At 61.0% G+C, this 13,532-nt stretch carries 17 protein-coding genes; 7 read left to right on the top strand and 10 right to left on the bottom strand.

Going from position 1 to position 13,532, the window contains the following annotated elements; translation table 11 throughout:
- The 3 genes from ABH924_RS21735 to whiA form a co-directional block, all read right to left on the bottom strand.
- Positions 1 to 746 (bottom strand): hypothetical protein (locus ABH924_RS21735; protein WP_404502168.1); only part of this gene is annotated, 746 nt, incomplete at its 3' end.
- 29 nt (positions 747 to 775) lie between these two features.
- Positions 776 to 1,240 (bottom strand): nuclear transport factor 2 family protein, encoded by a 465-nt coding sequence (locus tag ABH924_RS21730; RefSeq protein ID WP_404502172.1) that lies wholly within the window; start codon positions 1,238 to 1,240, stop codon positions 776 to 778.
- A gap of 80 nt (positions 1,241 to 1,320) precedes the next feature.
- Positions 1,321 to 2,280, bottom strand: coding sequence for a DNA-binding protein WhiA (gene whiA / locus ABH924_RS21725; protein WP_404502166.1), 960 nt, complete (start codon positions 2,278 to 2,280; stop codon positions 1,321 to 1,323).
- A gap of 534 nt (positions 2,281 to 2,814) precedes the next feature.
- Here whiA and ABH924_RS21720 point away from each other — a divergent pair.
- The 4 genes from ABH924_RS21720 (at position 2,815) to ABH924_RS21705 (ending at position 5,273) form a co-directional block, all read left to right on the top strand.
- Positions 2,815 to 3,195, top strand: a complete 381-nt coding sequence (locus ABH924_RS21720) for an ester cyclase (RefSeq protein WP_404502164.1) — start codon at positions 2,815 to 2,817, stop codon at positions 3,193 to 3,195.
- Positions 3,196 to 3,211: 16 nt separating this feature from the next.
- Positions 3,212 to 3,421 carry a hypothetical protein gene (locus ABH924_RS21715; RefSeq protein ID WP_404502162.1) on the top strand — a complete coding sequence of 70 codons (210 nt, stop codon included), beginning with the start codon at positions 3,212 to 3,214 and terminating at the stop codon, positions 3,419 to 3,421.
- 319 nt (positions 3,422 to 3,740) lie between these two features.
- Positions 3,741 to 4,244, top strand: a complete 504-nt coding sequence (locus tag ABH924_RS21710) for a GNAT family N-acetyltransferase (RefSeq protein WP_404502160.1) — start codon at positions 3,741 to 3,743, stop codon at positions 4,242 to 4,244.
- Between the two features lie 393 nt (positions 4,245 to 4,637).
- Positions 4,638 to 5,273 carry a Type 1 glutamine amidotransferase-like domain-containing protein gene (locus ABH924_RS21705; protein WP_404502158.1) on the top strand — a complete coding sequence of 212 codons (636 nt, stop codon included), beginning with the start codon at positions 4,638 to 4,640 and terminating at the stop codon, positions 5,271 to 5,273.
- Here the strand turns inward: ABH924_RS21705 and ABH924_RS21700 are convergent.
- Positions 5,244 to 5,564: a hypothetical protein gene (locus tag ABH924_RS21700; protein WP_404502156.1), complete on the bottom strand. Its 321-nt coding sequence runs from the start codon at positions 5,562 to 5,564 to the stop codon at positions 5,244 to 5,246. The genes ABH924_RS21705 and ABH924_RS21700 overlap by 30 nt on opposite strands.
- Before the next feature lie 127 nt (positions 5,565 to 5,691).
- Between ABH924_RS21700 and ABH924_RS21695 the strand changes: the two genes are divergently transcribed.
- Together ABH924_RS21695 and ABH924_RS21690 are read left to right on the top strand one after the other, a co-directional pair.
- Entirely contained in the window at positions 5,692 to 6,147 is a 456-nt protein-coding gene (locus tag ABH924_RS21695; RefSeq protein ID WP_404502154.1) for a prevent-host-death protein, read from the top strand.
- A 3-nt stretch (positions 6,148 to 6,150) separates the two neighbouring features.
- Positions 6,151 to 6,492, top strand: a complete 342-nt coding sequence (locus tag ABH924_RS21690) for a hypothetical protein (protein ID WP_404502152.1) — start codon at positions 6,151 to 6,153, stop codon at positions 6,490 to 6,492.
- Positions 6,493 to 6,859: 367 nt separating this feature from the next.
- On the opposite strand, the gene ABH924_RS21685 is transcribed toward ABH924_RS21690, so the two are convergent.
- The gene (locus ABH924_RS21685) at positions 6,860 to 7,708 is read right to left on the bottom strand and encodes an esterase/lipase family protein (RefSeq protein WP_404502150.1); all 849 of its coding nucleotides are present in this window, start codon (positions 7,706 to 7,708) and stop codon (positions 6,860 to 6,862) included.
- Between the two features lie 1,313 nt (positions 7,709 to 9,021).
- On the opposite strand from ABH924_RS21685, the gene ABH924_RS21680 reads away from it, so the two are divergent.
- On the top strand, positions 9,022 to 9,189 hold the full coding sequence (locus tag ABH924_RS21680) for a hypothetical protein (protein WP_404502148.1): 168 nt from the start codon (positions 9,022 to 9,024) through the stop codon (positions 9,187 to 9,189).
- 690 nt (positions 9,190 to 9,879) lie between these two features.
- Here ABH924_RS21680 and ABH924_RS21675 read toward each other — a convergent pair.
- From ABH924_RS21675 to ABH924_RS21655, 5 genes are all read right to left on the bottom strand, one after another.
- Positions 9,880 to 10,644 (bottom strand): Imm52 family immunity protein, encoded by a 765-nt coding sequence (locus ABH924_RS21675; protein WP_404502146.1) that lies wholly within the window; start codon positions 10,642 to 10,644, stop codon positions 9,880 to 9,882.
- Positions 10,645 to 10,659: 15 nt separating this feature from the next.
- Positions 10,660 to 12,279, bottom strand: a complete 1,620-nt coding sequence (locus ABH924_RS21670) for a Tox-REase-5 domain-containing protein (protein WP_404502144.1) — start codon at positions 12,277 to 12,279, stop codon at positions 10,660 to 10,662.
- A gap of 1 nt (position 12,280) precedes the next feature.
- Entirely contained in the window at positions 12,281 to 12,571 is a 291-nt protein-coding gene (locus ABH924_RS21665) for a WXG100 family type VII secretion target (RefSeq protein WP_404502142.1), read from the bottom strand.
- Positions 12,568 to 12,906 (bottom strand): WXG100 family type VII secretion target, encoded by a 339-nt coding sequence (locus tag ABH924_RS21660; protein WP_404502140.1) that lies wholly within the window; start codon positions 12,904 to 12,906, stop codon positions 12,568 to 12,570. The genes ABH924_RS21665 and ABH924_RS21660 overlap by 4 nt, the downstream gene beginning before the upstream one ends.
- A gap of 214 nt (positions 12,907 to 13,120) precedes the next feature.
- Entirely contained in the window at positions 13,121 to 13,414 is a 294-nt protein-coding gene (locus tag ABH924_RS21655) for a WXG100 family type VII secretion target (protein WP_404502122.1), read from the bottom strand.
- Between the last annotated feature and the right edge of the window lie 118 nt (positions 13,415 to 13,532).

Here is a 13,532-nt window from a genome sequence, read left to right as displayed (position 1 = left end):
GGACTCAAGGAAAGCTGCAACGCGGCCGCGTCCATGACGCTGAGGAGTGAGTTGAGCCAGTTCGATTGCGGTGAAGGTGAACGGAACCACACCAAGGTGAGGTAGGTGCTGTGTGATTCGGCCACATCCGCGGCCCATCGCTCCCACCTTTGGTAAAGCTGGCTGAGCTCGCTCGTACTGGTTTGAGCGGCCATGCCAAACCGTGTGCGCACCAGAAGCTCAGGCCCCCACGCGGGTGAACCTGCCCGCGATACCAGGAGCGTTACCTCCGCCTCCCGTTTGTTGAAGGCCGCGTAGAGGGTTGGCAGGTATCCGATCTGCAAAGCGATGACAATCAACCCGGTATACGCGGCCGCGTAAACCAACACCGTGGTGCCGACATTCGTCGGGGCAGCGTAGCCGAGCGTGAACATCGCGGAGCCGGCCTCGCTTGAGGCTTGCCAGTAGTCGCCGTCGACGAAGGGAAGGAGCAGGAGGCTGAAGGACAGGTCGAACAGGATCATCCAAACCAGCAGGCGGACGAAGAGCGCCATCGGAGACTGCCAGGCAAGGATCCGATCACGTGTTTCGTAAGAGGTGACGGGAACTGTGATGACACGAAATACCTTCATCGTCGCCAAGGCGGTCACCCGTGAAAGTGCGCTGCGCAGCGGGCGGGGCACTATCAGTGTTCCGATCACACTCATCCAGGTCAGGAGCAAACCCACCAACCCGACCGGAAAACACGCCCACACGAATACTGTCACTGTGCTCTTTCGTCCTGTGTAGCTGGGTTTTATGCGGTGGTTGCCCTGGTTTCGGTCAAGTCGACGATGAGGTTACGTTCGGCGAAGTACCAGGCGCCGGCGATCTTGGTGAAGGTATCGAGATAGCGCAGCGAGGCAATCATGATTCTCCGTTCGTCGTCGGCGGTGAACAGGTGATGGGCCATGGTGTAGCTCTCGCCGGTTGCCTGGTCGCCATCGAGTTCTATCGTGCATTGCCCGTTGAAGTGGGTCGTGGCCTCGTACTGGTTCAGGTTGGCGAAAACCGGGGACAATGCCTCGCGTCCATTCAGAGCGTCGCTGGGTTCACTGCCCTGACCATTCATGAAGACCACGAAGCGGCAGTCTTCGGTGAACAGCGCTTTCTGACCTTCAGCATCGCGCCTGTCGGCGCAACTGGCATATGCGTCGAAGAGCTCACGAATCGCGAGCCTGTCCGCAGCCTCCGCCGGTGTGATGAAGCCGTGCATGACCATGGTCACTTCCGTACATTTTCGGTTTTACTGGGTCGCAGATTTCGCCGAGGCGGTGGCAGAGGACGGCCCGGGCCATTTCACTAATCGGTCAGCTTCACGGGAATCTTCAATTCCAACGCGTGTTTGTCCGCCAAGACCAGAAGCCGGCGGATGCGCCCCGCGATGGTGTCTTTGCTTATGGGGGGATCAGCCAGCCTGCCCAGTTCGTACAGGCTGGCTTGTTCATGGGCGAGCCGAAGTTCACCGGCGTGCTTGAGGGGCTCCGGAACGTCCTCTCCCAGAATTTCCATGGCTCGTTCGACGCGGGCCCTGACAAGCTGCGCTGCATGGACGGATCGTCGCAGGTTGGCGGTGTCGAAATTCTCGATGGGGTTGGCCCTGCCGGCTTTGACGTTGTTGACCCTGCGCTGTTCCTGCCACTTCGCGAGGCCCGTACCAGCACCCATGCGGGCCAGCAATGCAACAATCGCGTCCTCGTCGCGGATCACCACGCGATTCGCCCCACGCATTTCGCGGATCCTGGCCTCAATACCCAACCGCCGGGCAGCACCCACCAAAGCAAGCGCAGCCTCCAACCCCGGGCACGTGACCCCGAGCAAAGAAGACCGGCCTGGTGCAGTGAGCGAACCCTGTGCCAGGAAAGCTCCCCGCCACACAGCCTCAGCATCGGAGGATGAGCCGTTCACGACCGCCGGCGGAAGCCCCAGGACCGGGATTCCACGGCTATCCACCAGACCGGTCAGACGGGCAAGGACTTCGCTGCCGCGCACCATCCGGACAACGTAGCTCCCGCCGGAATGGCCTTGACCAGCAGGAACCCTGAAGACCTCGCTCCGGTGACCGTAAAGATCAGCGATCGCATCCCTCACACGCCTGGCCGTGGAAGCAAGATCGACCTCGGCCTGGACCATGAGCCCGCCTGGAAGGATATGCAGACCCCCAGCGAAACGCAAAAGAGTCGAGATTTCAGCCTTCCGGGCCGAAGAACTCCTGATCGCCACCCGTGAAAGCTCTTCCTTAACCAACACAATCAACCTCACCACACACCCCTCACAATTACAGATAACCTCCGTCGCCAACCCGGTAAGCGGAATCAAAAAGCGCAGTCGAGGTTGGATGCTGGCCGTCAGTTTGGTTGCTACGCGAATCCAGTCTCAACCCGTATGTGCGCTCGAGGACCATAAGTCCAGGGTCCCGGGTATCCGGGGAAGAGTGCGGCCAGCCCCAAACCCTGACCGCACTCTCCTCGCCGGGATCCATGCGCCCGGCGATCAGCAGCCCGGCCGGTATCCTCGCACGAATACACCGCCCGGGCACAATCCGGTAAGAAGTCCAGGAACTACTTACCAGGCAATAAAATAGTGGGCCCAGAACCCGGATCGTGTCGCGATACATGCGCCAAACACCCGAATACGTGGCATCAGCTCAAAGTAGGACCAGCGCCGCGTGCCTGTCGCCCACAGGCCGCCGAAGAAAAAGCGCGGGGCTCCCCTTGAAATCACTGCGCACACCACCGGCGTCCGACGGCGCACCCGTGCCGTCGAGGCGGTGTCCCCTACCCGATTGGAGCAGGCATGTCTGTCCTGGAGCAGAACAAGAAGATCGTCGTGGACTACTACCAGACCGCCTTCAGCGGCAACCCGGAGAAGGCGATCGCGGACCACTTCGGCCCCCGCTACGTCCAGCACAACCCCGACGCCCAGGACGGGCCGGAGGCATTCATCGGCTTCGTTCGCTGGCTGCGCGGCGAGTACCCGGACCTGCGGCTGGACATCAAGCGGGTGATCGCCGAGGGCGACATGGTGGTCACCCACTCCCACCTGATACTGGAGCCCGGCAAGCCGGGCCGGGCCCTGGCGAACTACTTCCGTCTGGAGGACGGCAAGGTCGTCGAGCACTGGGACGTCATCCAAGAGGTCCCGACCACCGCCGCCAACGACAACGGCATGTTCTGAAAGCCGCGTGGTGAGCATGGATACCAGTGACTTGGAGACCTCGTCGGCTCCGGCCGACGTGGTGCAACACCAGTACCTGGCGTCGGCCACCGGTGACCTGGAAGCGTTCCGAGCCACCGTCGCCCCCGATGTCGAGTCGACCGAGACAGCCGACTTCTCCCCGAGCGGCACCTACCGCACCCCGGACGGCGTCATGGAGCAGCTGGCCGCAGCGTGTGACCAGTAGGTCACCCACGACGACACCTACGTCGTCGACGGTGAGCGGGTCGTGGTCCTGGCCCGCTACAGCGCCGTCAACAAGGCGACCGGCAAGTCGCTGGAGGTCCGGGTCGCGCACCAGGCCCAATGGCGGCGCGGCGGCACCATTTATCGCTCTCCCCGCCCACTGCTGCACTGACCCCAACCGACCAAATTTGGGGTGGGACCCAAGCATGACGTGCTGGCGCTCGATGCACTTGTCCGCGAACTGCCGGAACTCACCCGAGGTGTCCCGGTAAAGGGACCGGCTTGCGGGCTTAGTCGTGCACTCGCAATAGAGTCATTGGATGATAACGCCACAACCTACTGATCGATTGCAGTTCCGTCAGATGACTGATGCTGACCTCGACAACATGGCCGCCTTGCTCGGAGACCCCGAGGTGATGCGTTTCTACACGGCACCCAAGTCTCGGGAGGAAGCAGCGAACTGGATTCGTTGGAACCAGGAGAACTACGCGGAGGACGGATTTGGCCTGTGGATTGTCGAAACGCATGACGGAGAGTTCATAGGCGACTGCGGCCTGACCTGGCAGTCGGTGAACGGCGAGCAGAAACTTGGGGTCGGCTACCACGTGCGCTCCGACCTACACGGCCAGGGGTACGCGACGGAGGCAGCAACTGCTTGTCGCGACTACGCCCGCGAACATCTTGAAGCCAAGGAACTGACAGCTATCATCCATCCGGATAACCGGGCGTCAGAGCGGGTAGCTGAAAAAGTCGGAATGCATCGCGTCGCTGATGATCGAGGCGGTAACATTCCCGTCCGAGCGGTCCTCCGCATGCAGCTGTAAAACACGTCCGAGCCTGTCCTCTGGAGGAACCCCTTGTGGGCTGCACCTTGCGCCAAATAGCGCTATGAAAAGGCCGCCATTTATGGGGTGGGACTCAAGTACGCCTGAAACCTGCCACGGCCGCGTGATGGCCGTTAGATCTGGCTGTTGGTGGGTGGGAAGAGTGCTCGTGGTTGAAGGTCCAGTTTCGTTTGTTGGTCCTGTTCTGGCGGGGTGAGGTTGAGAACGCAGTCCCTCCACCGTCGCTAACGATCTCGGAACACCGAAGATGATAGCTTTGCTGCAGCGCCTCGCCAAAGACGAGACCATACCGAACGATACCCTTGGAATCCTTTTCACCATTGCCGGGGAGCAGCTAGGGGTTCGCTTCCTTCAAGACGTCGAGAGCGGCTGATGAAGCTCTACCTTTCATCATTCCCTATCGGTTCGGGTTCAGCATGGCTGCGTGAAAATGCCGGAAGCCGTGGCGAAGTTGGCGTAATCCTGTACGCCATCGACGACCGAACCCCCGAGGCCCGCAAGGCTTCGTGGCGGCGCGAGTCTTCGGCACTCCAGAACCTCGGATTCCAGACCATCGAACTCGACCTGCGTGTTGATCGGTGCACACACATCATGAGATCGATTGGGACAGTTTGGGTCCGCGGCGGCAACACGTTCTTGCTCCGGCAACGCATCGCCCAATCGGGAATTGAGGACCTCCTCGTGCGACGCGTCGCGGACGGGGACTTGATGTACGCCGGCTATAGCGCGGGAGCAACCGTGCTGACCCGCGACATCACATATCTCGCCTCGATCGATGACCCGCACGTCGCCGGTTCCCCTCCTCCGGAACGGGGTCTCGGGCTCCTGGATCGGCCCCTGATTCCACACGTGGATTCCCCCGGACACCCCGAGAGCGGCGCTTGTACCCAAGTCAGCAGAGATCTGAGGAGCCGAAATATCGAGCACTGGGCGCTCAGCGACGGTCAGGTGCTGATACAGCAAGGCCCGGTAATCTCCCTACTGTCCCCACCACGTGAAGAAGGCTAGAGACGCATCAAAGCGGTTGGCATCGGGCGGACGATGTGGCCAGCGTGCACGCTTTGCCCGAGGCGTCGGACCAAGCGAGCGCTGGCGAAGATCCGGCGCCCCGCCTACACCACCCAGGAGCAGCTGCTCGAGGAGAACACCAATCTCACGCGTAAGATCCACGAGGATCCCGCCTCCGACGGCGGCGGCAATGAAGAACGCGACGCCCTGGGCAAGGCGGCCCTCCCAGCCAAGGAATTTGACGGTGATCATGTCCTGGTTCTGGATAAAGAAGACGATCAACAGCACCAACACCGCAAGACTGACAGCAACCGCACCCCAGATAACTGCCGTCCGGGTGACGCGGGAAGTCCCGGTGTAGGCCGCACGCCCTGCGCTTCGATGGACTTCAGAACACGTTCTGAGTTAGTGTTGTTTCATGAGCGCAGCAACATTATCAAAAACGACATTCAAGTCTTCTGAACTGAGCCGCGCATCCGCAGACGTCTTTGCGGCCGCGGTTGATCACCCTGTCCAGGTCACGCGCCGCGACGGCGAATCCCTGGTGCTGATGTCCGAGAGTGCCGACAAAGCGCGCGATGCACTGCTGGAGCTCGCGGCGCAGCTCGTTGCTGTCTCCACGAGCACCGATGGAACCCTCGCCGGCCGCATGAGCGACCGCTTCCCCTGGATGTTGGCCCTGAGCCCGGCTGACCAGGAAGCCTGTGCGACTGCGGTGCTGGCGGCAGCTCGTGCCTCTTTCGCCACCCATCAGCCCCATCTTGCCATTGCTGAACTTACCTCCTGGCGCGAGACGGCCACTGCCATCGCTGCGGGTCTGGGCAAGGAGCCGGTGGAATGGCTAGATGAAGCCGAAGCGGTCGAGCGCCCCTAGCGCATGGCGAAGGAATCGAAGGTTGAGCGGCCGACGAAGAAGAACGAATACGAGATCCGTTTCGCATCAGTCCAGGCCACGAAGGGCTGGACTGACCTGGCGGCCACGATCAGGAACCCGCTGGCCGATGCGTGGGATTTCCTTACACGGACGCCTGAGCTCGAAACACCCACCAACTACCGGCTGAGGGGTGAACTGGAACTGGTGACCCGCAACGGTGCCACACATGACCGGTGGCAGCACAAGCCGACGCTCAAGGGCGGCGCCCGCCTCTGGTTCTACGTTGAGGGACAGGTCATCTACCTGGAGCAGGTCCACACCAGCCATCCCAACGAGACGAAGTAGCGCCGTCTCGGCTGTTCCAAAAAAGAAACCCCACCTGATCCGAAGATCAGGTGGGGTTTCTGTGTTGAGGGGCCATCAGACGCTTGTATTAGCTGGCGTCGCCGTTGGGCTTGTGCTCCACGCGCAAACCCTGCACAGACAGGCCAGAGACGAAGCGTCATGCTTCGCGGCACTTGTCGCAGTCGATCCGTACATTGTTTCCCGGAAGCCGGGGGTGTTGTCATGCTCTTCGATGATCAGTCCCTCGCCGCAGTGGCACGGAAACTCATGTCGCTCGATCGTCCCTGGCTGTGCTCGCCCTCGGGGCTTTCGAGGGTTAGTTCTTGGCGTCGGCCGAGATCAATACAACCAGGCGGGATGCTGCCCGCTACACGCACTCCGGGCGATACGTCGGATCTGCGGGGCCGCTCTGGAGGAGTGCGTTGGAGACAAGGGACCACACGTTTGGATCGTTGGGAGATTGATCGTGTTCGAAGGTGTCGAGAGGGCAGTAGTCCTGCAGAACGAGGTTGGATACTTGCTTCGCCGGCCCAACAAGAGCCTGGCTCGCATAAGGGGTAACGACCTCGTCGTATCGGGTTGAGATGACTGTGTAGGACGGGCCGGGTACGGCGTCGCCGATCGAGTTGAGCTCGGTCATGAACGCCGACCCGGCATGCTGGTCCGCGCAGGCCTGGCACAGGGTGCTCGTTGCGGTCGTGTCGAGAATCATCCCCGCGGGCGACGGTGCGATGAGGCCTTGTGTGCCGTGGTTCGACGGCACAATGCCGACGAGGTGGTGCACGTACTTGTCGCCGCCGAGGAAGCCGATGTAGTACCGCGGCATCATCCCGCCTTGGCTGTGCCCGACGAGGTCGACCTTCTTTGCGCCCGTCGCGCCGAGAACTGATTTTACGAACGTCGCAAGTTCAGCTGCGGAGTCCCGAATTGCCCCACTCGCCGGTACATTGTTGACCACCCCGTAGTTGAGCGCGAAGACGCAGTACCCCTGGTCCTTGAGCACGGGTGAGAGCAGCGCCCAGTTCTTGTACATCGTCTCGAACGTTCCCGGGACGAGGACCACCGGGTAGGGATGCACGCTCGACGGCTTGCACGTCCAGTCATTGGCTCCGGGAGGGTCCGGTGAGATCGAGTCGGCCTGAGCCGCGGGTGCGGCGAAGAGTCCAATCGTGAGCAGCGCGGTGGCGAACACGGCGGTGAGTCGGAATCGGCGCATGGCATGCCTTTCTCCTGGCCGCGAACCCCTATGTCCGCGGCATCCATAGTTACTTTGCGGTAACTTACCGGCGGGTCGCAATAGCATGCGGAGATCATGAGAAAACGTGCACTCGCTCGTCGGACCCGGACCGTACCGGTACCCCAATGACTACGCTGTATACATGAATCGCTCGGGCCAGACGATCAACCGGCTCACGGGAGATACGATCAACAACGCAGATCCCTTCGCGCATATCCCGCTGCCGTGATGAAAATCAATGACTTGTTTCACATGGACCCATCTCTCCGGAGATATACGGCGCCGGAAGCGATGAACCCCCTGACTGAGGAGGACGCTCTCGAAGAGGCACAAGTCCTCGATATCCGTTTCGACGCCCTGGCGGGTATCGCTGGGATCCTATTCGATCTCCGCCAGGCCCTGCAGCTTCGAGAGGCGAATACCGGGGTACTTGTCGCTCATCGGGTCCATGGCTTGACACGGGCCGGGCCGGGCCGGGCAGAGACACAGCGTTGACTGCGCGGTCTATCGGCAGCTCGATCCCGCGGGCAAGAGACCAGCCCTTCGAACTAAGCCTCGTCATGTGGCCACATCCCGGGGCGCGGCTTTCTCTGATCGCCGAGTACGCAGCCTTCTTCGTCGGCAACGTTCCTGGACTGGCAGAGGCACCGCCAGACTACACCGATCGTGACCGAGCGGCACTCGGTCACGAAGTTTCTTGTTGGGACTCGTTATTCGAACCTATCAGCGCGGTCTTCCTTGACGATGTAGGCAGCGGTGGCTGACGAAGTCTCAATATTGCTGCTTGGGGCTTTGGTAGTAACGACGGGAAATTGAACGCTAAGGTTCGTCGGGGCGCGTCCAACCAGGCGTTCCCTGACAAGGCCAGGCCACTCGTTGTGATGGGCATCGCCGGAGGACTGGGCGGCGCTGGAGCAACCGAAGCGGAGACAGGTAGCATTGCCACACATATCGCAACCGTAGAGACCGGAGCCAGCAATGCCGCCAACGGCGTAAGGCTAGAACAGCAGTTGGCGCGCGGCCCGCTGAATCGGTGTTTACGTCGTCTGGGCGATTGAGTTCAGGGGCAGTCGCTGCGTCACGCGAGATCATTGCCGGCAGCAAGTTAGGCAACAAGGATCTGATCCGGCGCTTGACTTCCGATGGAAGCAACATCGCCGGCTGGAGCAAGTACGCGACCCGTACCCACAGAGTCCGTCGGGCGACTTCCAAGTGCACTTCTACATGAACCAACGCACTGGCGCGATCGACTATGGCTAGGATTACAAGGTCATCTTCAATGGAGTCGCCCGATGAAAGTTATCTGCACGAAGCTTCCGCTGTCTCCCACAGGTGAGGTGTTAGAAGCGAGCCCTTGGCTGACTCTTGACGCCGAGTACTGCGTGGTCTCGTTGCTTGCCAACCCTGGCGGTCGGGTGGAAATCCAGATCGACATTGACGACGGCCGCCCGTATTGGTGAAAACGCCGACTAAGACGAGGGCCACTCCGGGAACATGAGCCGCCAGGCGCCAAAATGGTGATCGGGGCCACCACTTCAAAATCGCCTCAAGCAGGCCGCCCCGGCCCAACGACTTCGCCATGGTTCTCCAATCTTTCGCTCTGCCCGCAGACTCTTGCCCCTCATCCCTAACGGGCCTGGTTTTCATAGCGCTGAACCCGGGAAGACGCACGCATCGAACGGATACCAAAAGCCCCGGCAAAGTACGCAGATGCGTCCGGCACGTCACCCATGGGAACTCAGGCTGATATCGAGGGAAGCGATTTGCCTGGTGTGCCGCCTCTCAAGCCAGAGAGCCCACCGCAAGCCTTTTTACTGTCGGCCCGCGGAACGGAATTGCCAGCTGTACCAGGTATGACTGCCTGAATTCATCAGAGTGCATTGCCGGGGCGAGCCCAATGTGGGTGAGCAGTGTGAAGCCTTCGTGTGCGATGTCGCGATGTCTTCATGAGACAAGTATTCGACACGCCATGACGGAAAGGACACAGCGTGGCCACACCGTGTCGACACGCTCACCCTCGCGACATGACTGCGGTCGAGACTTCCCTGTCCCGCCCACGTACAGAAGCTCTGGGCAACGACCGCGGCGACGACCGCGGCGTCGGCCGACGGCTTGCCCCTTTTATCTGCCACATCAATAGACGGAAAAATCTATCCCTGAGAAAGTGCCGGCTGAATGGCTGGGATCTCGCCAAGAACCCCTGTCGCATCCAGGACGTCAAAAACTCTGGCCACGTGTTCAGCAGTGGGAAAGGACTGGTCTGCCGGGTTTCGGAGATCAATGAGCGTGCCGTGCTCAAAACGCTCGATCTTAGCTCCCTCCAAAGCAGAGGGTACTGTACCGAGACGATCGGCAAGCCACGTCATAGCACCTACGAGGGGACTGGTGTACCGCATCGGCTGCGCCTCACGGACATGATCGTCGTAGATCGTGACGTAATCCGGCTGCCAAGCCGCCGCGAACGCTTTGAGTATGAATGGCAAGGGAGCAGCCAGCTCGCCGAGCTGATCGGGATCCTTCCACATCATCATCACGCTGATCTTGTTCATGCGTGATTCTTGATGTACCCGAGAGGACCCTGCGTCGATATCAAACGCGAAGTCAACATTAGCGTCAGGACCGTTATAGTCGCCGGTATACAGCATAAACTGGTACCCGAATTCCGGGCGCTCCAGACGCTCTCCGCCCTCGTCAGGATCGTCCCGAGCAATACATTCCTTGACGAATGCCGTGGCTTCTTCGGAGTTGTCGGGCCACGCGGCGCCGGACTCACTTTCTGCCCATTTGACAAATGGGTAGCCGAGCGGCAGGAGAAGGTCAATCATCCGTTGAGTGCGTGCGGCGACTTCTGAAGCGGATTCACCTCTCGCGCCCCAATTCGCCATTATCATCACAACGTTGTCAACAACGGTCATAGTATAAATATACCTTTATCCTTTGAATTCTGTATGGACGACCTTAATAACTATGCGCTGCCTATCAAGTAGCCTTTGAAGATTCTCTGCTCCCGCCGATGATGAAACATGCCATTCGATGGGAATGCCGTCAGCGTGATTGATTTGTCGACGTGCCTCCGCGATGAGCGCTTTCGCAATATTCGGGTTGTACCCTGGAGAATTCAAGCGGGTGTACCCGAGTTTAGCATCGAGAAGGACCGGGGCGGGTGGGTCTCCACGGAAATGGACACCATCGAACTTAACACCGCCAACCCGATATTCGAGCACTTTGCCGTCCGGCGATCTAAGGAGGCCACTGATCTGGGACTGATATCTTGCCCATGCCGGGTTGTCTTTCAACCCGATACCTACGATCCGGCCTGGTCCGCCGAGGGTGTCACCGATAGCGGGCGAAACCGGCGGGTTAAGCCCCGGAGGCTTAAGGCCGTTTGCAAGACGGTCGACTTTTGTCAGGTCCCGGGCTCCGTTGAGGGCTTTGCTCATGCCGAAGGGGAGGAGGCCGCCGGCGAGGTCGGCTCCGATGTTGCCGGGGGTGCCGCCATTGAGCGCTGCGTCGATGCCCAGGTTCAGTCCGGTGTTCCCTGCGATGCTTGCCCCGACTTTCGCCCAGGCGGGGGATTTCTCCCCGATCGAGACGATCGGTTTGATGATTTTGAGCTCTTTTAGTCCGGTCGTGGCTTTGCTCACGATCGCGAGTACGGTCCGGATCTTCGTCGCGACTTGCGTGGCGGCTTCCAACACACGGGAACAGACAGCGCCGACCCTCGCGGAGGTCACCGCGATCCGTGCAACAACGGCTGCGACGCCCCCGGCTTCGGATACCCCGACGGTAACGACCGCCAAAGCGGCAGCGGCGGCTTCGGTCACTGCCATGAACGCGAGCATCTCGAGGATCTCGTTGCCGATCTCGGTGTGCGCGTCCTCAATGGTCCGGGCATGCTCGGTACACGCCGCATCCATTTGGTCGCACGCGGTGACCAGGTCGCCGAGGTGCGTGCCGAAGTCACTCATCTTCGTTTCGATCAGGGGGATCTCCGGGGCCTTGATGCCGGTCAGAGACGGGGCAACCCCCTGGACCTGGGCTTTGATCAGTTCCAGGTCGTTTGAGGCGTTTTTCCAGGCCCGCGCCGCGTCGCGCAGTTTGGACGGGTCTCCGTCCGGCCAGACCACGCCGGCGACGGCCGCGATCCAGTTCCACCCGTCGGGCACAGGGATGTCACCGCCGGCCGCCGAGGGCGGCACAGCCGTGCCCGTCCCGGACAGCTCAACACCGACAGTGTCCGTCCCGGGAGGTGTTTTGCCTCCGGACGCGTGGTGTTCGGCGTCTGCCCAGGTATTGCCGGTCTGCACCAGTTTTTGCGCCAGTACACCCGTCACCGCGAACACGTCATCCATCGCGGACACGATCCCGGAGGCCATCTGGTCATAGTCCGTGGAAAAGGTCTGCCCGGACGGGTCATGCCCTGCCATCGATCCGGTCCCGGACAACCCCGAGGTCAGGCTACTCACAGCGGTACCGGCCATGCCCTGGGCTGTGGCCAGGAGATGCGCCGCGGAGGTATAGGACACCGGTTCGATATCGAGCCGGGCCATATCAGTACCATCCCCGGGTTGCCGCGTCCGCGGCAACCCCGTACAAGCCATGGGCATGGGAAGTGATGGTGGTGATGTGATCGATCTCCTCGGCCAGGATCTTCGCCTGGGCCGCCCAGACCGTGTGCATCCCCTGATAACTCTCATGCCCGGCACCGGACCAGGACCCGGCAATGGCCGCCGCGTGCTGCTCGACCTGGGCGAGCAACTCGTTCGCATAGCTCGTCAGTTGCGCGAGCTCGCTGATCAATCCAGGCAAGTCATCCGTGTCGACCCCGAACACCCCGCTCACCGGGTACCTGCACCGGGTGCGGGAAGGTGCGCGTCGGACAGGGCCTGCCCGCTCGCCGCAGCCAGCGAGGATTCGGTGATCTCGTACGCTCCGGCGGCGTTGCCGAGTAGGACCGACATCTCGCTCAGGACGTCCTGGACTTTCCCGGCACCGACGAACCAGTGTTCCAAGGCCGTACCGAGCTCGGTCGCGGTCCCTCCGGTCCAGGTCCCGCCTATCACTACGGCACTGACCGCCCGCGCCTGGTCAAGCCGCGCACTGAACTCCGCCGCATGGGCCGCCAACGTACCGGACAAGCCCTGCACGTCCGTCGTGCTCGTTTTGAAATCAGACAATCTTGAATCCCCCTATCAGAAAGGGCGTGAACCAACGCCAGAGCCCGCGGACCCGGTCAGTCGCGCACTCTATGTCGGACTGCGGCTGCCGAACCGCGGGTTAAGGATTGCTGCTTCCAAAGCAGGACGTACCGGGCAGGAAGGGAACCGTGCTGGTTTCCGGGCCTGTTGGCAGAGGAGCCAGCCGTGGAGTCGCAACCCGGGACGGCTGTTGCTAGGAGTGGAAGCCGCTGGTGACGTTGTGTTCGGTCTCCTCGTAAGCGCGGGCGGCCGTGCCGAGTTGGTGGGAGATCCCTTCCAGGGCGGACTTCAGGTCCATGCCGGCGCGGTGGAACTGCTCATACAGGTCATTGAAGGACGTCGACGCGCCGCCCTGCCAGTCGTTATCGATCAACGCTTTGACCTGGGCATTCAAATTCGACAGTTTCCCCTCAATATCCGCCGAGCCGCTCGAAAGCTGCGTCGAAACATGGGATAGCTGTTCGGAAGTTACTTTGTATTCGGCCATGACGTTACGTCCCTTTCGGTCACCCACAATAGTGGCGAACCGGCCCCCAATGAGCCGGACAATTTTCTTGGTACTGCGTAACGAATTTCAGAGCACTTGACCGGGCAAACAGCCAGCA

Origin of the sequence: Arthrobacter sp. GAS37, assembly GCF_044908325.1 — a bacterium.
Classification (GTDB): Bacteria; Actinomycetota; Actinomycetes; order Actinomycetales; family Micrococcaceae; genus Arthrobacter; species Arthrobacter ramosus.
This window is presented reverse-complemented; position numbering and strand designations above follow the sequence as displayed.